Raw genomic sequence first — 19418 nt, forward strand, 5'->3', positions numbered from 1 at the left:
AATGTCGAACGCGGGAGTCCCGATGTCACTGGGTGACTCCGGAACTCCCACGTCGACACGGTTCAGAACATCAGGGCGGTGGCGGGATCCGACAGGACTGCGGCGACGTCGGACAGGTAGGTCGAGCCCGCCTCGCCGTCGATGTGGCGGTGGTCGAAGCTGAGCGCGATGGTGCAGACGTCGCGGGGCTCGATGCGCTCGTCGTCGCCGGTACCCACCACCCACGGCTGTCGCTTGATCGCGCCGACGGAGAGGATCGCGGACTCCCCCGGGTTGATGATCGGGGCGCCGCCGTCGATGCCGAACGGACCGATGTTGGTGATCGTGAACGTGCCGCCGGTCTGGTCGGCCGGAGGGGTCTTGCCGGTGCGGGCGGTCGCGGTCAGCTCGTTGATCGCGGTGCCCAGCTCGACCAGGGACATCCGGTCGGCGCCCTTCACGTTCGGCACCTGCAGACCCCGCGGCGTCGCGGCGGCGATCCCGAGGTTGACGTAGTCCTTGAACACGATCTCCTGGGCGGCATCGTCCCACCAGGAGTTGACGATCGGCGTACGCCGCATCGCCAGCAGACACGCCTTCGCGACGATGAGCAGCGGTGACACCCGTACGTCGGCGAACTCGCGCCGCGCCTTGAGCCGGGCCACCAGCTCGGTCGTCGCGCTCACGTCGACGCTCGTCCAGATGGTCACGTGCGGCAGCGTGAACGCGGAGTCGACCATCGCCTGGCCCATCTGCTTGCGCAGGCCCTTGATCGGCTCGCGCCGCTCACCACCGACCGGCGCGGCCGGCTCGACCGGCCCGGTCGTCGATGCCGGAGACCCCGTCAGGGCCTCCAGGTCAGCCGTAGTGATCACGCCGTCCTCCCGCTCCGGGACGACGGTCGACAGGTCCACACCCCGATCCCGTGCCACCTTCCGGGCGGTCGGCTTGGCCAGCACGCCGGCGCCCGTGGCGGCGGACGGTGCGGAGACGGTGCGGGTACGGCGTACGACTGCGTCCTCCTTGGAGCCGTAGCCGACCAGCGTCAGCGGCTGCTCGGTCTCCTCCTGCTCAGGAGCTGACGTCTCGACCGACGGCGGCGACGTCTCGGCCGGCGGGGCTGACGCCTCGGGCGACGAGGCTGACGTCTCGGCGGAGTCGCCGATGCGGATGATCGGGGTGCCGACCTGGACCTCGGTGCCGACCTCGACGAGAAGCTCCTGGACGACGCCCGCATAGGGCGAGGGGAGCTCGACGACAGACTTGGCGGTCTCGATGTCGCAGATGGGGTCGTTGACCTTGATGACGTCCCCGACCGCGACGTGCCACTCGACGATCTCAGCCTCGGTGAGGCCTTCGCCGACATCCGGCAGCTTGAACTCGTTCACCATGCCAGGCTCCTGTCGACGGCATCGAGGACCCGGTCGAGGTCGGGGAGGAAGAACTCCTCCGCTCGGGCCGGCGGGTAGGGCGTGTCGAACCCGCCGACCCGCAGGACCGGCGCCTCCAGCGAGTGGAAGCAGGTCTCGGTGATCCGGGCGGCGAGCTCGGCGCCGAGGCCGAGGTTGACGTGGGCCTCGTGGACGACGACGGCCCGGCCGGTGCGCTGCACCGACTCGAAGACCGGACCCATGTCCAGCGGCGACAAGGTCCGCAGGTCGATCACCTCGACCGACTTGCCCTCCCCCGCGGCCGCCTCGGCGGCCGTCAGTGCGGTCTTCACGGTCGGCCCGTAGGCCAGCATGGTCAGGTCGGCGCCGGGCCGCGTCACCCGCGAGGCGAACAGCGGACCAGGAGACCCGTCGACGTCGATCTCGGCCTTGGTCGAGTGGTAGAGCCGCTTCGGCTCCAGGAAGATGACCGGGTCCGGATGGGCGATCGCCTGCTGGATCATCCAGTAGGCGTCGACCGGGTCCGAGCAGGCCACGACCTTGAGTCCGGGCGTGTGCGCGAACTGCGCCTCGGGAGACTCCGAATGATGCTCCACCGCGCCGATGCCGCCGCCGAACGGGATCCGGATGACCATCGGCATCGCGACCCGTCCGCCACTTCGATAGTGGAACTTCGCCACCTGCGACACGATCTGGTCGTAGGCCGGGTAGACGAACCCGTCGAACTGGATCTCGACCACCGGCCGGTAGCCCCGCAGCGCGAGCCCGACCGCCGTGCCGACGATCCCCGACTCGGCCAGCGGGGTGTCGATGACCCGCGCCTCGCCGAAGTCTTTCTGCAGCCCGTCGGTGATCCGGAAGACACCGCCGAGCCGGCCGATGTCCTCACCCATCAGGACGACCTTGTCGTCGTCCTCCATCGCGCGTCGAAGGCCGGCGTTGAGCGCCTTCGCCAAGGTCATCTTCGTCATCGTGAGGCCCCCTCGTGCTCGAAGGAGGAGAGGTACGCCGCGAAGCCGTCACGCTGCTCACGCAGCTCCTCGGGCAGCTCGGTGTAGACGTTGTCGAAGAGGCGTACGGGATCGGGCTCGGGCAGGGCATGGATCCCGGCGCGCAGGCGCTCGCCGAACTCCTCAGCCTCCGCCTCCACCTTGGTGAAGAAGGAGGTCGAGGCGCCGCCGCCGCGGCGCAGGTAGGCCTCGACGCGGGCGATCGGGTCCTTGAGCTTCCACGCCTCGACCTCGTCGGAGACCCGGTAGCGGGTCGGGTCGTCGGTGGTCGTGTGGGCGCCCATCCGGTAGGTGTAGGCCTCGATCATCGTCGGCCCACCGCCCTCACGGGCCCGCTTGAGCGCCGATTTCATCACCTCGTACGTCGCGAGCACGTCGTTGCCGTCCACGCGGATCCCGGGGAAGCCGAAGCCCTGGGCGCGCTTGTAGAGCGGCACCTTGACCATCTGCTCGACCGGCTCGGAGATGGCCCACTGGTTGTTCTGGCAGAAGAAGACGACCGGGGCGTTGTAGGAGGCGGCGAAGACCATCGCCTCGTTGACGTCGCCCTGGGAGGAGGCACCGTCACCGAAGTGGGCCACGACGGCGGTGTCACGCAGCGGGTCGCCGGTGCCGACGAGGCCGTCCATCTGCACGCCCATCGCGTAGCCGGTCGCGTGCAGCGTCTGGGCGCCGATGACGATCGTGTAGAGCCCGAAGTTGTGCTCGGCGGGGTCCCAGCCGCCCTGGTCGGTGCCCCGGAAGAGCCCGAGCAGCTGCATCGGGTCGACGTCGCGGCACCAGGCCACGCCGTGCTCGCGGTAGGTCGGGAAGACGAAGTCCTGGGGTGCGAGCGCGCGGGCCGCGCCGATCTGCGCCGCCTCCTGGCCCAGCAGCTGTGCCCATAGGCCCAGCTCGCCGTGGCGTTGCAGGGCGGTGGCCTCGACGTCGAGGCGTCGGGTCAGCACCATGTCGCGGTAGAAGCCGCGTACGGCCTCGTCCTCAGGTCGGTCGGGTGAGAACTCGAAGTCGGGGTGCGAGACCCGTTCTCCCTCGGGGTTCAGCAGCTGCACCATGTCGGTGTGGCTGGGACTCGGATCCAGAAACTCAGTCATCACACTTCCTTCACACGGGGTGGGATTGCCACCGCTGGCACACGCCCGCGACGCGGACTTGTGACCCGCGACACGTGGCACTCACCAAGGTACTCGGGTCCCCCACCCCACGGAATCAACGCGAGATGTCGAGCCGCCGACGGCACAGGTCGACCAGTTCCAGCGGGGCGGCCGTCGCAACCGGCTCAGGTCACGGCGAAGACCCGGATCAGCACGGCGTCACGCTGCGGCTTCAGCGAGTTCAGGGTGCCGACCAGAACCCGCCGGTTGAGCCAGGCGTGCGGCCCGTCCGGGGCGGTGATCGTCAACCAGGACCGGGCGTAGCGCGGCGTCTCGGTGGCGTCGATGATCACGTTGTTGACCACGGCGAGGACGGCACCGTCGTCGGTCCGCAGCTCATAGCGCGCCTCGAGCTGCTTGATCCCGTCGCGTCGCATCACCTGCCGGTCGGCACCGCCCGGCAGCACGGTCCCCCGGAGCCGCGGGCCAGCGAAGCGGCCGCCGGTGATCGGCACCATCCAGCGCTCGCCCCACGGCCCCGTCCCGAGCGCCATCGACGGCTCGATGTCGACGACGGACTCGTAGGCGAGCTCGAGGCCGACCTGGTCCATGGGTACGGAGCCGAGCAGCCGCTCGAACTCGGCATCGGTGAGCGGCTTGCCGGTCCCCTGGACGGCTCCGGCAGCGGGCGAGGACCCGGCGGCGACCAGGCCGGCCGCCAGCCCGGCGGCACCGAGCACGGCGCGGCGATCGAGGCCGGCCATCAGCGCTCGCCTCCCCAGGCGCGGTCGTTGACGAACTCGGCGGGCCGGAAGCGTACGTAGCGGCCCTCGCCATGCTGCTCGGCGGCCGCATCGAGCGACTCCGCGGTGGCGGCGGTCCCCCAGCGTCCGGTGTCGAGCCGGCGCTCGACCGCCTCGACGGCGGCGAGGTTCTCCGCGACCGTGAAGGCACAGTGCCCGACGGCGTCGACGTAGGCCTGGCGCAGCAACGGGGCCCGACCGGCCTCGCGGATCGTCTCGGCGTACTCCTCCTGGTACTCCACCGGAGCCAGCACGTCGACGAGGGTGTGGGTCGCGAGCACCGGCACCTGGAGGTCGCCGGTCGGCACCGAGGTCTCGCTCATCCAGCGCAGACCGTCCGCATCGGGCTCGATGTCAGCGCCGCGGGTGAGGCGGCGGAGGTCGGCGCTCAGGTTCAGGCCGGCCCCGCGGTAGAGCGCCTGGACCTGTCCCCGCTGCGCGGACTGGTGCAGCAGGCGCTGGTAGTCGACGCCGGCGGTCCAGCCGCTGTCGCCACCGGCCGCGTTGACGATGGCGCTGCGTCGCCGGATCACCTCGGGCAGCGTCGTACGGACCAGCTCGGCCTGGGCCGCGGCGAGCTCCTCGGGGTCGCTCCGGTCGACGCCGGGGAGCTCGGTCGGCGTGTTCAGCAGGGCCGCGACCAGCGCGACCCGGGCGCGCCCCTGGGGGCTGTCGGCCGCCTCGTCGAGCGCCTTCGCGATGGTGCCGACTGTCGCCTGCGACTCCTCGGGCGAGGTGAACCCGACCAGCGGGACGTCGGCCTCCGGCGCGAGCAGCCGCACCGCGGCGTACGCAGCATCGAGCTGGTAGTTGTTGAGGGCGACGCCTCCACCCACGAGGCCGCAGGTGCTGACTGCGGCGTCCACACCGGCATCGGGACGCTCGGCGATGAGGCTGGTGACCAGGCCGCCCATGGACCGGCCCATCGCGATCACCCGGTCAGAGTCCCCCGCCTCCGCCTCGAAGGCGTTCAGCGTGTCGATCTGGTCCTGGACGGCGGTGCCGAGGGCCCAGCCGGTCGTGGCGTACGAGGAGGCAACCACCGCCGTGCCACGGTCTACCAGCGCCTGCGCGGTCGGCGCGAAGCTGTTGTCCCAGGCGGGGTTGTCGGCGCCCATCCGGAACCCGTGGGAGAACAGCACGGTCGTGCCGTCCCAGTTCTCCGGCACCTCGGCCTGCCAGGTCGTGCCGTTGGGCAGCGACCCGGTGAGTGTGGTGGACGCGGTGTCGGCGGCGGCCGCGGGGCCGAACGGTGCGGCGACCAGGCCTGCGCAGACCGCGGCGGCGAGGGGCAGTGAACGAGTGAGGCGCACGAGACATCTCCTTTGACAAGGTTCCTGATTATCAGGATTCCTGTTAATTCTGGTGACGGCCGTCGCCCGCTGTCAAGAGGCCCGGGAATTCGGTGGTCGCGCCCGCGGGGCATCGCTAGAGTTGCCGCCCCTCGACCGCCCGGAGGCGCACGATGTCCGACCCGTACAGCTACTACCAGCCGGCCCAACAGCCCGTCGCACAGCCCGTCGCGCAGCCCACCGAGCGGCCCAAGAGCCTGACGTACGCCGTCAACGGGATGTGGCTCGGCGGCCTTCTGAGCATCGCCTCCGCGATCGTCGCCCTCGCCGTGGACACCACCGAGATGAAGTCACTGATGGTGACGGAGCTGGAGAAGCAGCCGACGTACGACCCCTCGGTGATCGATGCGCAGGAGATGGCCGACGTATTCGTCCCGATCTTCCAGATCGGTATGGCGTTCTTCTCGCTGGTCGCTCTCGGCCTGTGGATCTGGATGGCGGTCATGAACGGGAAGGGCCGCAACTGGGCCCGCATCACCGCCACCGTCTTCGGCGCGCTCTCGCTCGCCTCGAGCCTGTCGAGCGTCGCCAACCTCGCCGGCAACGCGGCCCTCGGCGGCGCCACCATGCCGATGTCGGCCGGGAGCACCGTGCTCGCGGTCATCGACCCGCTGCTGGTGATCGCGATCCTGGTGCTGCTGTGGCTGCGGCCGTCCTCGGCCTACTTCAGCGCGGTCGGAGCCGCGAGGAAGCAGCAGCGACCCGGGTACTAGCCGAGCGACTCGCGCCCGTGCGGCTCGTCCCAGCCGGAGAGATCAGGCCCGGCGGGGACGATCCGCGTGGGGTTCAGGTCGGTGTGGACGACGTAGTAGTGCTGCTTGATCTGGTCGAAGTCGAGCGTCTCGCCGATCCCGGGCCGCTGGTAGAGGTCGCGCGCGTAGGCCCACAGCGCGGGGAACTCGACGAGCTTCTGCCGGTTGCACTTGAAGTGGCCGTGGTAGACGGCGTCGAAGCGGGCCAGCGTCGTGAACAGCCGGATGTCGGACTCGGTGAGCTGGTCGCCGACCAGGTAGCGCTGCCCGGAGAGCCGCTCCTCGAGCCAGTCGAGAGTCGTGAAGAGCCGCTCGTACGCCGCGTCGTACGCCTCCTGGGACCCGGCGAAGCCACACCGGTAGACCCCGTTGTTGACCTCGGTGAAGATCCGCTTGTCGACCTCGTCCATCTCCTCGCGCAGCGCGCGCGGCCACAGGTCGGGCGCGTCGACGGCGAAGAAGTCGGTCCACTCGTGGAAGAAGTCGTGGGTGATCCACGGGAAGTCGTTGGTGAGGACCTTGCCGGACGCCTCCTCGACGATCGCCGGCACCGTGATGCCGCGCGGGTAGTCGGGGTAGCGCTCGAAGTAGGCCTGCTGCAGCCGCTCGATGCCGAGCACCGGGTCGACGCCGCCGGGGTCGAGGTCGAAGGTCCACGACCGGGCGTCGTGGGTCGGGCCGGCGAGGCCGAGGGAGATGACGTCCTGGAGCCCGAGCAGGTTGCGGACGATGATCGCCCGGTTGGCCCACGGGCAGGCGGCGGCCGCGACCAGCCGGTAGCGGCCCGGCTCGACCGGCCACAACGGCACGTCGCTCGGCCCGAACTCAGGCCTCCGCGCGTCTCGCGTGATCCGGTCCGGGATGTAGTTCATGTCCCGGTTGAACTCGTTGCCGGGCTGGATGTACGTCGCCTTCTCCCCCATGGGAGTCACCCTAGGGGTTGGGTTGAATCTTGAACCAACGAGGCCACGAAGTCGAGCTTGTCCAGGACCGCCGGCGGGATGACGAAGGGGTACAGGTCGTCGTGGCCCATGGACCTGTTGATCACGTTCAGCGCGGCCGAGAGGGGCACCCAGATGTCGGTGACGACCTGCCGGAACGGCATCTCCGCAGGCACCGGGCCGGCCAGGCCGTACGCCGCCGCGGACCCCAGCGTGTCGCGGATGTGCAGGTAGTGGGCCCAGGTCTCGGCGAAGTCCTCGAAGGGGTGCATGGTGGCGTAGGTCGAGATGTAGTCCTCGGTCCAGCCCGCGGGCGGTCCCTCGGAGTAGTGGCGCTGCAGCGCCTCCTCGTAGGAGACCGACTCGTCGCCGAAGACCTCGGTGCACCGCCCCATCAGCTCGGGCCCTCGGACCAGTTGCCACTCGTAGTAGTGGCCGACCTCGTGCCGGAAGTGGCCCAACAGGGTGCGGTAGGGCTCGTCGAGGGTCGCCCGGACGTGCTCACGGTAGGCGTCGTCGGACTCGGCCAGGTCGATCGTGATCACGCCGCCGTCGTGACCGATGACCACGTCGGGGGTGGACGCGACGCCGTCGCTGGCCAGCAGGTCGAAGGTGAGCCCCTCGTCGGGGTCCTCGGCCTTGGTCCGGATCTCCAGACCGAGGTTGTCGAGCTCGACCACGAGGTGACGTTTCGCCTGCTCGGCGAGGGAGTACTGCTGCTGGACGAACTCGGGCGCGGCGTCGTTGGGCCGGGTCCGGGTCAGCTCGCAGGCGAAGCAGATCCCGCCCTCGATGCGAGCCAGCCAGGTGCATCCCGTCTCGAGCGTGTTGGCGCAGACCCACCAGAGGTAGCCGTCGCTGTCGACGTACCTGCCCTCGGGTGAGACCGGGACGATCGCGCGCTCCTCGCGGGAGTAGGCGAGCCGGGTGCCGCACGAGACGCACGCCGAGTTCTCGAAGTAGAGGCGGTTGCCGCACTCCCGACAGGTGAACGCTTCCATACCCTCATCATCGGCCGTCTCAGGCCGTGCCCCAGCTCGCGACGCGCCACTCGCCGTCCTCGCGAACGAGGACCACGACCACCGACTCGTCCGGCACGGAGCCCTCCTCGACGGTGTACGAGACCCTCACGGTGACCCGGGCGGTGTCGCCATATATCTCGGGCTCGCCGATGGCCAGGTCCCGGTTCACCGCGCGCGGATTGGGGTCGGCGTAGGTCCGCTTCCCCTCGGCCGCGTCGATCATCGCGCGGGCGCCACCGCCGTCGAGAAGCTCGTCGCCCTCCTCGGAGGCCAGCTCGTAGAGGGTGGCGACCGAGGTGGTCTCCATGAACTCGCGGGTGACCTCGGCCGGGGTCGAGCCACGCGCCAGCAGCCAGAGCGTGAGCGCGGTGAGAGCCGCGGCGACCACCAGCACTCCGGAGATGCGAGCTCCGCGACGCCAGCGGCTGCCGCGGGTGACGATGCTCGCCCGCTGCGGAGGCTGTCCCACGAGCAACACCGTAACTTCACTCCTGCTGGTCGGGGGCCACATCGACAGAGACGGTCAAGGTCGAGGTGGTCGCTTCGGTGTAGATGACCCCCTTCACAGGAGGCACATCGGCATAGTCACGTCCCCAGGCGACGCTCACGTAGCGATCGTCGGCCCTGGTGTCGTTGGTCGGGTCGAGGGCGAGCCACTGGCCCGTCCCCGCGCCGCTCATCTGCGGGACCCACACCTCCACCCAGGCATGGGAGGCATCGGCTCCGACGAGCCGCGGCTTCCCCGGCGGAGGGGTGGTGGCGAGGTAGCCGGAAACATAGCGGGCCGCGAGCCCGTGCGCTCGAAAACAGGCCAACATGAGATGGGCGAAATCCTGGCAGACACCACCCTCGGCCTCGAAGATCTCCGGGATCGTCGAGGTGACCGTCGTGGCCGTGTCGTCGTAGTCGAACCCGGCATGGATCCGGTGCATCAGATTCTCCGCCGCCTCCACGATCGGTCGCTGCTCGGTCAGGGAGACGGCACCGAAGTCGTACGCCTCCTGGGTGTGCTCCACGAGCGGCGAGGCCACCGCCAGGTCGGCCGCCCGCCAGGCGCCCGGAAGGCCCGGGTCGACCAGCGGCCGCGCCCGCTCCCACGGCTGGTCGAAGCTCGTCTCGTCGTACGTCGGAGTGCTGACCTCGACCTCGGAGACCGCCGCGATCTCGAGCCGCTGGTGCGGCTCGAGGACCTGGAAGTACGTCACCGTGTTGCCGTAGAAGTCGACATCACTCGACTGGTCTGCAGGCGCCGGCGTGATCTGAACCTCGGCCTTCTCGACATGCTGGTGAGGCAGTTCCCGCGGCGTGACGTTGGCGATTCCGAACGAGTTCGTCACGTCCTCGTCGTAGGAATAGGTCGTCGTGTGGCTGACCCGGTATCTCACCCGCCGGATGCTATCCCGACCACCGCCACGTCGCCGGGGTCGATGAAGTCTCGTGCCTCGAATTCGCCGTCCCTGTCGATCCACCGCACGCGAAGCGCCCCGCTCTGCGAGATCTCGACGATTCGCCCCCGATGCCCCCGAGCCGGCCCTGATGCGCTGCCGAACACCGCCAGCCTCCAAACATCGAGGGAAGGGTCCCAGTCGGCGTCCCCGAGCACCGGCCCGATCCACATGACCGAGGCGCCGACGACGTACGGCGACGGCTCCGGACCGTCCACAACATCATGGACGATCCCCTGCCAGTCTGGACTGCCGCGGACGGCACGGACCGCGTCGTCGAACTCAGCTTCGGAGACCACTTGTAGGTTCTTCACCTCATAGACCGCATCAGGGCAGTACCAGCCGTCCTTGTCGAGCCACGAGACGAACGTCCAGCCGTCAGGCAGGTCGTCTACAACGACCCCCGGAAGTGCTGGCGGAGCGCCTTCGACGGGAGGTTGTCTCCCCACCCAGACAACACGTCGACCGCGCGGCCGATTGCGGGAACCCTTCTCGTGCTCGCGATCAGACGTACTGTCCATGCCGCCAACCTATGCTCAAGTGAGCGATTGCCTCGGGAGGGCGTTGAGGGGCTGGGGGGCGGGGCCGGTGGCGAAGTGGACGTCGCTGATGGCCTCGGCGAGGCGGACGAGCTGGGCGTGGACCTGGTCGAGGAACGACTCCAGGTTGGGGCGGCCGACGCCGCCGATGGCGACGAGACCGGCGACCTCCGTGCGGTCGAGCATGTCGGTGATGTCGTCGAGGAGCCGCTCGGGGCGGGAGGAGCCGGTCGAACCGGGGAGCTGGGTCAGGTGGAGCCGCAGCTCGTTCAGGCAGAAGGCGAGCGAGCGCGGGTTGTCGCGGTCCATGATCAGCAGGTCGAGGACTCCCCCGGTGCGTACGTAGCCCCGGTAGCGACGGCGGTGGGTGACCGCGGACTCGGCGGAGGCGAGGACCGCGTTGAGCACGGCCCGGTCGACCTCGAGTCCTCGCCGCACCGTGGTCGTCGCGCGGAGCAGGTGGCAGACCTGCATCGACCGCTCCAGGAACCGTCCCAGCCGGATCGAGTGGTAGCCCTCGTCGCGGATCATGCTCGCCACGATCCCCTGCATCGCCAGGATGCCGTGCAGCATCTCGGCCCCCGACTCGGCGATCTGGTGGGAGTGCGGGTTGACCCGGAGGTCGTCGGCGGCTCGGTCGGTCGAGGAGAAGATCCGCCACATGTCGGGACTGAGCTGGTCGCGTACGCCGCTGAAGGCCTGCCGCATCGCGGCCAGCGACTGCGCCGCCGACCCCGGCCGGTCGGCGTCCAGCAGCAGGGACCGGAACTCGGCGTCGATATCGGCATCCGCCGGGCCGTACCCGCCCAGCCGGTCGAGCGCGCTGAGCATCACCTCGAGGCTGATACCGCCGGACGTACGCGGCCTGGTCCTGAAGTCTTCGGCGAGCACGTGCGTGGCCAGGATGAGCCGGATGAGGTCCTCGGCACGCTCCGCGTAGCGACCCGACCAGTACATGTCCTCGAGCGCTCGCGGGACGAGCACCGTGACCGAGCGCGTGTGGGTCATCGGCAGCACGTCGGCCAGGCCCTGGTCGGCGTCCTGCGGGGACTCCTTGAGCACCCAGACGTCCTTGCTGCACGGCGGCAGCCCGGTCTCGTCGGCCCTGATCGAGGCCAATCCGCCGACCAGCGGGCGGTAGGCCGAGCCGTAGCGGAGCGAGAACGTACGCAGCGTCAGCGGCCGGCCGATCGCGCCGCGCCCTTCGGCCCAGGTCGGCGCCTGGGAGAGCGTGATCCTCTCCTGCCCGACGTAGCGGTAGGGATCGGCCGCGATCCTGGCGCCCAGCTCCTCGGGCGTTCCGTCGACGATCGTCCCTTCCAGCGTCCGCACCACCAGGTCGTCCGCTGCCAGGCGCCGCTCGACCTCCTCGCGCTGGGCCGGGTCGCCACACCACCACGTGCCGAGCGAGGCCAGCCGCAACGGCTCCCCGAGCAGGGCCTCGCAGGCAGCGGGGAGATAGGGGACGAGCCCCGGGTTCTCGAGTACGCCGGCACCGAACCCGTTGACCACGCGGACGTTGCCGCGGCGTACGGCCTCGATCAGGCCGGCCACGCCGAGCTGGCTGTCGCCGCGGAGCTCGAGGGGGTCGGACCAGGTCGCGTCGACGCGACGCAGGATGACGTCGACCCGCTCCAGCCGGTCACCGTGGCCACGCATCAGGACTTCGCCGTTGCGGACGGTCAGGTCGGCTCCCTGGACCAGCGGGAAGCCCAGGGTAGAGGCGAGAAATGCCTGGTCATAGGCGGTTTCTGAGTGGGTGCCCGGGGACAGGACGACGACCCGCGGGTCGGCCTGGTCCCCGGGTGCGGACTCGAGGAGGGCGGACCGCAGGGCCGCGAAGTAGGGCTCCATCCGGTGCAGCCCGGCATCGCGGTGGAGCTCGGGCAGCACCCGGCTGATGACGCGACGGTTCTCCATCGCGTAGCCGATCCCGCTCGGCGCCTGGGTGCGATCGGCGAGCACCCGCCACTCACCGTCGGGGGTCCGGCCGAGGTCGGTGGCGGCCAGGACGAGCGGTCGCGGGTCGTGGTTGCTGGCACGGGCGGCGACGCGATGGAAGCCGTGGTGGCCGAAGACCACCGCGGCCGGGACGATTCCGTCGGCCAGGAGACGCTGGGGGCCGTAGAGGTCGACGAGGATCGCGTTGAGCAGCTCGGCGCGCTGGGCGAGCCCGACCTCGAGGATGCGCCACTGCGCGGGGTCGATCACGAGCGGCACCGGGTCGAGCCGCCAGGGCTCGGGCTTGGCGCCGGGGCGCAGGTAGGTGACTCCGTCGTCGGCGAGGAACCGCTCGACGTCGTGGCCGATCCGGCTCAGCGTGGCCGGCGTGATCGAGACGGCCTTCTCCGCCATCGGCTTCCATGCCGGGCGCAGGGTGCCGTCGGGCCCGACGACCTCGTCGTAGGGCTGGTCGGTCGCGTCGAGGAGGCCGAGGGCGTCGGCGTACTCGCGAAGGACGGTCACCGCACCACCCGTCGGAGGTCCAGGGTGTGCGGGTTGTCGGGAGTGGTGGCCCGGGCCGCGCGCTCGCGCATCTCCGCGACGTCCAGCCGGCCGGAGGTGTGGCCGCGCGCCTCGAACCTGCTCGCGCGGCGCGCCTCGGCCTCGTTGGCGTTCACCGGCGGGTGGTCGTAGCTGCGGCCGCCCGGGTGCACGACGTGGTAGGTCGCGCCGCCGAGGCTGGTCTCGGAGGCGATGTCGACGACGTCGAAGTGCAGCGGTGCCTGGGTGTCGATGCTCGGGTGCAGGCTCGACCACGGGCTCCATGCCTTGAACCGGACACCGGCATAGAACGTCTCCGGGACGGAGGTCGGGGTCAACGGCACCGGAACACCCTGACACGTCACCAGCTGCCGGTCGAGGTCGATCCCTGTCGCCGAGATCTGGACCCGCTCGACCGAGGAGTCGACGTAGCGAGCCGTCCCGGTGCCGGTCGCCTCCTCCCCGAGCACGTTCCACGGCTCGATCGCCTGCCGCAGCTCGAGCTCGACGTCCCCTACGCGCGCGAACCCGATCCGCGGAAAGCGGAACTCCGCGTACGCCGCCAGCCACTGCGACTCGAACGGGATCCCGTGGCGGCGCAGGTCGGCGACGACCTCCTCGATATCGCGCAGGCACCCCTGCGGGAGCAGGAAGTCCTCGTGGAGGGCGCTTCCGTGGCGGATGAGGGGCGCCTCGTACGGCTCCTCCCAGAACCAGGCGACCAGGCTCCTGACCAGGAGCGACTGGAGGAGCGCCATCTGCGGGTGCGGCGGCATCTCGAAGCCGCGGAGCTCGAGGAGGCCGAGGCGTCCGCGGGAGGAGTCCGGGGAGTAGAGCTTGTCGATGCAGAACTCGGCGCGGTGGGTGTTGCCGGTCAGGTCGGTGAGCAGGTGGCGCAGCGCGCGGTCGATCATCCACGGACGGGGTTCGGGGTCCTCACGGGTGATCCGGGCAACCTCCTGGAGAGCGATCTCCATCTCGTAGACCGCCTCCGGGCGGCCCTCGTCGAACCTCGGCGCCTGGCTGGTCGGGCCGATGAAGCGGCCGGAGAAGAGGTAGGAGAGGGAGGGATGACGCTGCCAGTAGCGGATCAGGCTGGCCAGCAGGTCGGGTCGGCGGAGCAGGGGGCTGCGCTCCGGGGTCCGGCCGCCCAGGGTCAGGTGGTTGCCGCCACCGGTGCCGGTGTGGAGGCCGTCGAGGTCGAACTTCTCCGTCGACAGGCGGACCTGTCTGGCCTGCTCGTAGAGCGTCGTGATCAGCTCGCGCTGCTCCGCCCAGCTCGCGGTCGGCTGGACGTTGACCTCGATCACGCCCGGGTCGGGGGTGACCGTCAGCCGGGCGAGGCGCGCGTCGGGCGGCGGGCCGTAGCCCTCGAGCACCACCTGCGTACCTGCCTCGGTCACTGCCTGCTCGATCACCCGGAGCAGAGAGGCGTAGTCGTCCAGCCGGTCGGTCGGCGGGAGGAACACATGGACCAGCCCGTCGCGCTCCTCGATCGCGAGCGCGGTGGTCGGCGCCTCGTCGGGGTCGGTGACGGTGACGCGCGGGATCTCGGGGTCCAGCGGCTCCCCCGCGGTCAGGTAGGACGGCTCGCCCTGGAACTCCGGGTCGTGCCAGGAGATCGAGTCCAGCGGCAGCCGCAGCCCGACCGCCGACGTCCCCGGCGCCAGCACCAGCCGTCCGCGCCGGAACCGCCACTGCGGGCTCGTCCACTCGCCGTCGTTGGTGTTGATCGGGATCACCCAGCCGACCGGCTCGGTGACCTCCTTGTCGAGCTCGGTGACATTCAGGTCGCCGCGGTTCGCGGCGTCGTCCGGCTTCGGCCCCGCCGGTCGGCGTACCTCCTGGGCGATCTTCGCCAGCGGATCCTCGTACGCAGGAAGCACCTGCTCTTCGGGAAGCCCGAGGATCCTCTGGATGCCGTCGGTGACAACCTTCGCCGAATCTGTAGTTGTGGCGGCCGAATCTGTAGTTGTGGGCGACGAGACTCTACTTTCGTCGCCCACTTCTGCAGTCTCGGCCTCCACTTCTGCGGTTTCGGCGGGGGGCCAGGGGTCGGCGAAGAGGGTGGGGTCGGCCCAGAGGGGCTCGCCGTCCGTACGCCACTGCAGGTCGATGTTCCAGCGCGGGAGGGGCTCGCCGGGGTACCACTTGCCCTGGCCGCGGTGGACGATGCCGCCCTGGCCATAGACCTGGCGCAGTCGTTCGGCCAGGTCAGCGGCGAGCTCTCGCTTGTGCGGACCGTCGGCGTCGGTGTTCCACTGCGCGGAGGTCTGGTCATCCAAGGAGACGAAGGTGGGCTCGCCGCCCACGGTCAGCTCGACGTCCTCGGCCTGGAGACGCCGGTCGACGGCCTCGCCGAGAGCGTCGATGCGGGCCCACTCCTGCTCGGTGTAGGGCAGCGTCACCCGAGGGTCCTCGTGGATCCGGGTGACCTCGTTGGCGAAGGAGAAGGTGACCTCGACCGGGTCGGTGGCGCCCTCGATCGGAGCCGCGGAGGACGGGTGCGGGGTCGCCGAGAGCGGGATGTGGCCCTCACCCGCGAACAGGGCCGAGGTCGGGTCGAGCCCGATCCAGCCGGCTCCGGGGACGAAGACCTCGCACCATGCGTGCAGGTCGGTGAAGTCCTCGGTCGGGCCGGAGGGGCCGTCGAGCGACTCCTGGTCGGCGGCCAGCTGCACCAGATATCCGGAGACGAACCGGGCCGCGAGGCCGTACTGACGCAGCACGGAAACCAGCAGCCACGCCGAGTCGCGGCACGATCCGATGCCCAGGCGCAGGGTCTCGTCGGGAGTCTGTACGCCCGGCTCCATCCGCACCGAGTAGGCGACGTCCGCGTTGACCGCCTGGTTGACACTCGCCAGGAAGTCGACGGTGCGGAGGCCGTCCTCGGGCACGGCCGGCAGCCGCTGCCGCCAGGCGTCAGCCGCCGTCGCCGACTCGACGTCGCGAAGGTACGGCGCCAGGTCGGCCTTCAGCTGCGGCTCGTAGTCGAAGGGGAAGGTCTCGGCGTACTCCTCCACGAAGAAGTCGAACGGGTTGATCACCACCATGTCGGCGACCAGCCCCACGGTGACCTCGAGCTTGTCGGTCTTCTCCGGGAAGACCAGTCGCGCGAGCCAGTTGCCGAACGGGTCCTGCTGCCAGTTGATGAAGTGCGCCGCCGGCGTCACCGAGAGCGAGTAGGCCTCGATCGGGGTCCGGGTGTGTGGCGCCGGGCGCAGGCGTACGACGTGCGGGCCAACCCCCACCGGCTGCGCGAACTCGTAGGTGGTCCGATGCTCGAGCGCGACCTTGATCGACATGGGCCAAGCCTGACCGATCCAGGTTGCCCCGGGGTAACGAACCGCCGGGTCGGCGCCGCGCATCCCGGATCCGATCTCGACTTCACGCCCTATCGAATGGGAATGGCTACCACGACGAAGACCCTATGGGATCGAATTCCATGGAGTGGTAAACGCGTTTCATCCCGGCCCTATTACCCCACGGGGTAATTGCGGAAACGCGCCACCACTATCGGCGTCGAGAACCGATATCGCAACGACCTATTCCGACGAAAACCGCGGAACCCGGGGTGTTTCACCTGCCAAGACTCCGTTTGGCCCCGTTTGCGATGAAGTTCAATCTTCACGTTTCGCGAATTGCGATCAGACGAGTTTACGCCACTGATTCGGCCGAAGGAATAGCAATCAATAAGTTCAAGAAAGTTCTTGACTTGATGCTTCAATTCGCTTCAGGATTCATTCGGCACGACCTTAGAGCAAACATAAGGAGATTTCGTGAATTCTCGGACTCGAATCGCCGCTGTCGTCGCTGGACTCGCACTGGCCACGGTCGCCGCACCCGTCATGGCCAGCCCTGTTCCACCACCAATCCCTGACCCTCCGGTCCCCGGCACCCCGGGCACTCCGATTCCCGACGTTCCCGACGTTCCGGACACTCCGGACGTCCCCGACACCCCGGACGTCCCGGGCACCCCGGACGTCCCGGGCACCCCGGATGTGCCGGAGACTCCGGACGTACCCGGCACCCCGGATGTTCCGGAGACCCCGGATGTTCCGGGCACCCCGGATGTTCCGGAGACCCCGGACGTACCCGGCACCCCGGAGACCCCGGACGTTCCTGACGTACCCGACGTTCCGGAAACACCTGACGTTCCCGACACACCGGTCCCTGACGTTCCGGACGTCCCGGACGGCCCCGGGATCCCGGAGACTCCGGACGTTCCTGCCGCGGACGCTCCTGCCGCAGACGTTCCGGTCCCGGATGTTCCCGTGCCGGATGTTCCCGTACCGGACGTTCCGATCCCCGACGTTCCGATCCCGGACGTTCCGATCCCCGAAGTCCCCGGCGTGCCCGGCGTTCCCGAGCTCCCCGGCGTCACCGACAGCCTGCTGGGCATCGTCAACAGCCTCCCGGTCGTCGGCCCGATCCTGACCGACCTGCTCAGCTCGATCCTCGGGAAGCTCCCGCTGCCGTAGAGGCATCCACCCGCACACGAATAGCAGAGGTCCAGCAGCATCGATGCTGTTGGACCTCTGCTATTGGGCCGAGCGACGCCGGCTCTCAGTCCTTCGGGAACGAACCCGCGAGCTCGATGAGGCGCGTGTTGGCCTCGGCCTCGCCGATCGAGACGCGTACGCCCTCGGGCGGGTAGGGACGGACCATCAGGCCGACCTCGTCGGCGGCCGCGGCGAACTCGGCGCAGCGTTCGGCCGACTCGAAGGCGAACCAGACGAAGTTGCCCTGCGCGTCGGGGATGTCCCAGCCGGCGGCGCGTACGCCCTCGACCACGCGGGCCCGCTCGGTCACCACGTCGTCGACGCGCGCCAACAGCTCGACCTGCCGCTCGAGCGAGGCGACACCGGCGGCCTGGGCGACCACGTTGACACCGAAGGGCAGCGCCATCGCCCGCAGGATGGCGGCGATCGGCGCGGGGGCGAAGGCGTAGCCGACCCGGAAGCCGGCGAGCCCGTAGGCCTTGGAGAACGTACGCAGCACGACGACGTTCGACCGGCCGCGGTAGGTGGCGATGCCGTCGACGGCGTCGTCCATCCGGACGAACTCGGCGTAGGCCTCGTCGACCACGACCAGCACGTGCTCGGGCACCTTCGCGAGGAAGGCGTCGAGCTCGGTCTGGGTGACCGAGGTGCCGGTGGGGTTGTTGGGGGTGCAGACGAAGACGACCTTCGTACGCTCCGTGATGGCCGCCGCCATCGCGTCGAGGTCGTGCCGACCACCGTCGATGACCGGCACCTTCACCGCGGTCGCGCCGGCCGCGAGCACCGCGATCGGGTAGGCCTCGAAGCTGCGCCAGGCGAAGACGACCTCGTCCTCGGGACCGCAGTAGGCCGAGACCAGCTGGAAGATGAGCGCCACAGCCCCCGTCGACAGCGCGAGCTCCTCGGCGGGCACGCCGTAGGCCTTGGCGAGCGCGTCGTAGAGCTCGGTGCTGCCCGCGTCCGGGTAGCGGTTGACCCGGCCGGCCGCCTCGGCGGCGACCTCGAGGACGCCGCCGAGGGGCTCGAACGGGTTCTCGTTCGAGGAGAGCTTGTAGGTCACCAGGCCGGGCCGCTCGACCGGCGGCTTGCCCGCGACGTACGCAGGCATAGCGGCAACACTGGGACGGGGCTGTGGGGTGCTCATATCGTGAGATCCTAGGTCGGGATGACCTCGCCCCCGTAAACCACGGGGACGTCGCGGCCGACCACGATGTCGAGCGGGTTGGTGACGCAGCGGACCGACCCGCCACCGAGGTGGAGCTCGCTCATCTCGACGATCCGGATCGTGAAGCCCCAGCCTTCGAGGATCGGCCGGATGCGGTCCGGGCAGGACGGCATCACGATGGTGCGGCCGATCACGATCGAGTTGGCGGCGAAGGTGCTGAGCGCCTCCTCCTCGGTGATGAACAGCGGCTCGGGGACCAGGTCGACGAGCGCCTGCGCCGACTCGGGAGCGAGCGCGTCCGGGCAGATGATCGCGCGGCGCTCGTCGAGCGGGCAGAAGGCCAGGTCGAGGTGGTACATCCCCGAGTGGGTCGTCCGCACGCCCAGGACGCGCACACCCATCTCGGTCGCCAGGGTCTTCAGCGCCATCTCGTCGGTTCGCGGCCCGGTGCCGGCGATCAGGTGACCGGCGAACGGGAAGACGTCACCCGCCTCGAAGGTCGGTCCGACCCCGTCCTTGCCGACGTACGCCGTCCCCCAGCCGTTCGCGGCGAACCACTCGACCGCGGAATTCGTCTCGTTGCGGCGCTCGGGGAAGCGCATGTGGGAGAGGAGCACGTGGCTCCGGCCGTCCGCGAGGGTGGCCGCGAACCCGAGGTTCATCGCGTAGACCATGTCGGGGCTGTCCGCTCGCGGCGCGATGACGTCGACGCGGCCACCGAGCTCCTCGATGGTCGCCTTCAGGGTGTCCCACTGCGTGCGAGCACGGACGGGATCCGGCTGGATCTCGGTGTCCATGAACGGGTTGATGGCGTAGTCGATGCGGTAGTGCGTCGGCTCGGTCATCAGGTAGTGACGGCCCCAGCTCAGCGATGTGCTCACGTATACCCCTCTCGGGTCAGATCGTCGGATCGTCCGATTGCCTGATTGTCAGACAATC

16 protein-coding genes are annotated in these 19418 nt (G+C 69.7%); 2 read left to right on the forward strand and 14 right to left on the reverse strand.

Annotation, left to right across the window (positions count from 1 at the left end):
* Window positions 1-62: 62 nt before the first annotated feature.
* The 5 genes from ACIRON_RS00625 to ACIRON_RS00645 all read right to left on the reverse strand — a co-directional run bounded on the left by ACIRON_RS00625 (window position 63) and on the right by ACIRON_RS00645 (window position 5590).
* The gene (locus ACIRON_RS00625) at window positions 63-1370 is read right to left on the reverse strand and encodes a dihydrolipoamide acetyltransferase family protein (RefSeq protein WP_402987558.1); all 1308 of its coding nucleotides are present in this window, start codon (window positions 1368-1370) and stop codon (window positions 63-65) included.
* The gene (locus tag ACIRON_RS00630) at window positions 1364-2341 is read right to left on the reverse strand and encodes an alpha-ketoacid dehydrogenase subunit beta (protein ID WP_402987561.1); all 978 of its coding nucleotides are present in this window, start codon (window positions 2339-2341) and stop codon (window positions 1364-1366) included. The genes ACIRON_RS00625 and ACIRON_RS00630 overlap by 7 nt, the downstream gene beginning before the upstream one ends.
* A complete protein-coding gene (gene pdhA / locus ACIRON_RS00635) occupies window positions 2338-3474 on the reverse strand; it encodes a pyruvate dehydrogenase (acetyl-transferring) E1 component subunit alpha (RefSeq protein ID WP_402987563.1) in 1137 nt (378 codons plus the stop codon). The genes ACIRON_RS00630 and pdhA overlap by 4 nt, the downstream gene beginning before the upstream one ends.
* 185 nt (window positions 3475-3659) lie before the next feature.
* Window positions 3660-4238, reverse strand: a complete 579-nt coding sequence (locus ACIRON_RS00640) for a DUF3237 domain-containing protein (RefSeq protein ID WP_402987566.1) — start codon at window positions 4236-4238, stop codon at window positions 3660-3662.
* Complete coding sequence (locus tag ACIRON_RS00645; protein ID WP_402987569.1) at window positions 4238-5590, reverse strand: alpha/beta hydrolase family protein; 1353 nt, start codon at window positions 5588-5590, stop codon at window positions 4238-4240. The genes ACIRON_RS00640 and ACIRON_RS00645 overlap by 1 nt, the downstream gene beginning before the upstream one ends.
* 152 nt (window positions 5591-5742) lie before the next feature.
* Here ACIRON_RS00645 and ACIRON_RS00650 point away from each other — a divergent pair, with 152 nt between their 5' ends.
* Window positions 5743-6342 carry a hypothetical protein gene (locus ACIRON_RS00650; RefSeq protein WP_402987571.1) on the forward strand — a complete coding sequence of 200 codons (600 nt, stop codon included), beginning with the start codon at window positions 5743-5745 and terminating at the stop codon, window positions 6340-6342.
* Here ACIRON_RS00650 and ACIRON_RS00655 read toward each other — a convergent pair.
* Genes ACIRON_RS00655 through ACIRON_RS00685 form a run of 7 tightly spaced genes read right to left on the reverse strand, consistent with a single transcriptional unit; the run spans window position 6339 to window position 16117 of the window.
* Window positions 6339-7304: a glutathione S-transferase family protein gene (locus ACIRON_RS00655; protein WP_402987574.1), complete on the reverse strand. Its 966-nt coding sequence runs from the start codon at window positions 7302-7304 to the stop codon at window positions 6339-6341. The genes ACIRON_RS00650 and ACIRON_RS00655 overlap by 4 nt on opposite strands.
* 5 nt (window positions 7305-7309) lie before the next feature.
* Window positions 7310-8323 (reverse strand): putative zinc-binding metallopeptidase, encoded by a 1014-nt coding sequence (locus ACIRON_RS00660; protein WP_402987577.1) that lies wholly within the window; start codon window positions 8321-8323, stop codon window positions 7310-7312.
* 19 nt (window positions 8324-8342) lie between these two features.
* A complete protein-coding gene (locus ACIRON_RS00665) occupies window positions 8343-8813 on the reverse strand; it encodes a hypothetical protein (protein ID WP_402987580.1) in 471 nt (156 codons plus the stop codon).
* 16 nt (window positions 8814-8829) lie between these two features.
* Entirely contained in the window at window positions 8830-9729 is a 900-nt protein-coding gene (locus ACIRON_RS00670; protein ID WP_402987583.1) for a transglutaminase N-terminal domain-containing protein, read from the reverse strand.
* Entirely contained in the window at window positions 9726-10310 is a 585-nt protein-coding gene (locus ACIRON_RS00675; protein ID WP_402987586.1) for a hypothetical protein, read from the reverse strand. Before ACIRON_RS00675 ends, ACIRON_RS00670 begins: the two co-directional genes overlap by 4 nt.
* A 15-nt stretch (window positions 10311-10325) precedes the next feature.
* Entirely contained in the window at window positions 10326-12794 is a 2469-nt protein-coding gene (locus ACIRON_RS00680; RefSeq protein WP_402987589.1) for a circularly permuted type 2 ATP-grasp protein, read from the reverse strand.
* Window positions 12791-16117, reverse strand: a complete 3327-nt coding sequence (locus tag ACIRON_RS00685; RefSeq protein WP_402987592.1) for a DUF2126 domain-containing protein — start codon at window positions 16115-16117, stop codon at window positions 12791-12793. Before ACIRON_RS00685 ends, ACIRON_RS00680 begins: the two co-directional genes overlap by 4 nt.
* Window positions 16118-16591: 474 nt before the next feature.
* Between ACIRON_RS00685 and ACIRON_RS00690 the strand changes: the two genes are divergently transcribed.
* Window positions 16592-17293, forward strand: a complete 702-nt coding sequence (locus ACIRON_RS00690) for a hypothetical protein (protein ID WP_402987595.1) — start codon at window positions 16592-16594, stop codon at window positions 17291-17293.
* 85 nt (window positions 17294-17378) lie between these two features.
* On the opposite strand, the gene ACIRON_RS00695 is transcribed toward ACIRON_RS00690, so the two are convergent.
* On the reverse strand, window positions 17379-18458 hold the full coding sequence (locus tag ACIRON_RS00695) for a histidinol-phosphate transaminase (RefSeq protein WP_402987598.1): 1080 nt from the start codon (window positions 18456-18458) through the stop codon (window positions 17379-17381).
* Between the two features lie 11 nt (window positions 18459-18469).
* On the reverse strand, window positions 18470-19360 hold the full coding sequence (locus tag ACIRON_RS00700; protein ID WP_402987601.1) for a dimethylarginine dimethylaminohydrolase family protein: 891 nt from the start codon (window positions 19358-19360) through the stop codon (window positions 18470-18472).
* Between the last annotated feature and the right edge of the window lie 58 nt (window positions 19361-19418).

The organism is Nocardioides sp. NPDC101246, assembly GCF_044767415.1.
GTDB lineage: Bacteria > Actinomycetota > Actinomycetes > Propionibacteriales > Nocardioidaceae > Nocardioides.

Bases quoted from the DNA above. Each gene is read 5' to 3' on its own strand.
- ACIRON_RS00625 (WP_402987558.1), bottom strand. From the start codon at position 1,370: ATGGTGAACGAGTTCAAGCTGCCGGATGTCGGCGAAGGCCTCACCGAG.
- ACIRON_RS00630 (WP_402987561.1), bottom strand. From the start codon at position 2,341: ATGACGAAGATGACCTTGGCGAAGGCGCTCAACGCCGGCCTTCGACGC.
- pdhA (WP_402987563.1), bottom strand. From the start codon at position 3,474: ATGACTGAGTTTCTGGATCCGAGTCCCAGCCACACCGACATGGTGCAG.
- ACIRON_RS00640 (WP_402987566.1), bottom strand. From the start codon at position 4,238: ATGGCCGGCCTCGATCGCCGCGCCGTGCTCGGTGCCGCCGGGCTGGCG.
- ACIRON_RS00650 (WP_402987571.1), top strand. From the start codon at position 5,743: ATGTCCGACCCGTACAGCTACTACCAGCCGGCCCAACAGCCCGTCGCA.
- ACIRON_RS00655 (WP_402987574.1), bottom strand. From the start codon at position 7,304: ATGGGGGAGAAGGCGACGTACATCCAGCCCGGCAACGAGTTCAACCGG.
- ACIRON_RS00660 (WP_402987577.1), bottom strand. From the start codon at position 8,323: ATGGAAGCGTTCACCTGTCGGGAGTGCGGCAACCGCCTCTACTTCGAG.
- ACIRON_RS00675 (WP_402987586.1), bottom strand. From the start codon at position 10,310: ATGGACAGTACGTCTGATCGCGAGCACGAGAAGGGTTCCCGCAATCGG.
- ACIRON_RS00685 (WP_402987592.1), bottom strand. From the start codon at position 16,117: ATGTCGATCAAGGTCGCGCTCGAGCATCGGACCACCTACGAGTTCGCG.
- ACIRON_RS00695 (WP_402987598.1), bottom strand. From the start codon at position 18,458: ATGAGCACCCCACAGCCCCGTCCCAGTGTTGCCGCTATGCCTGCGTAC.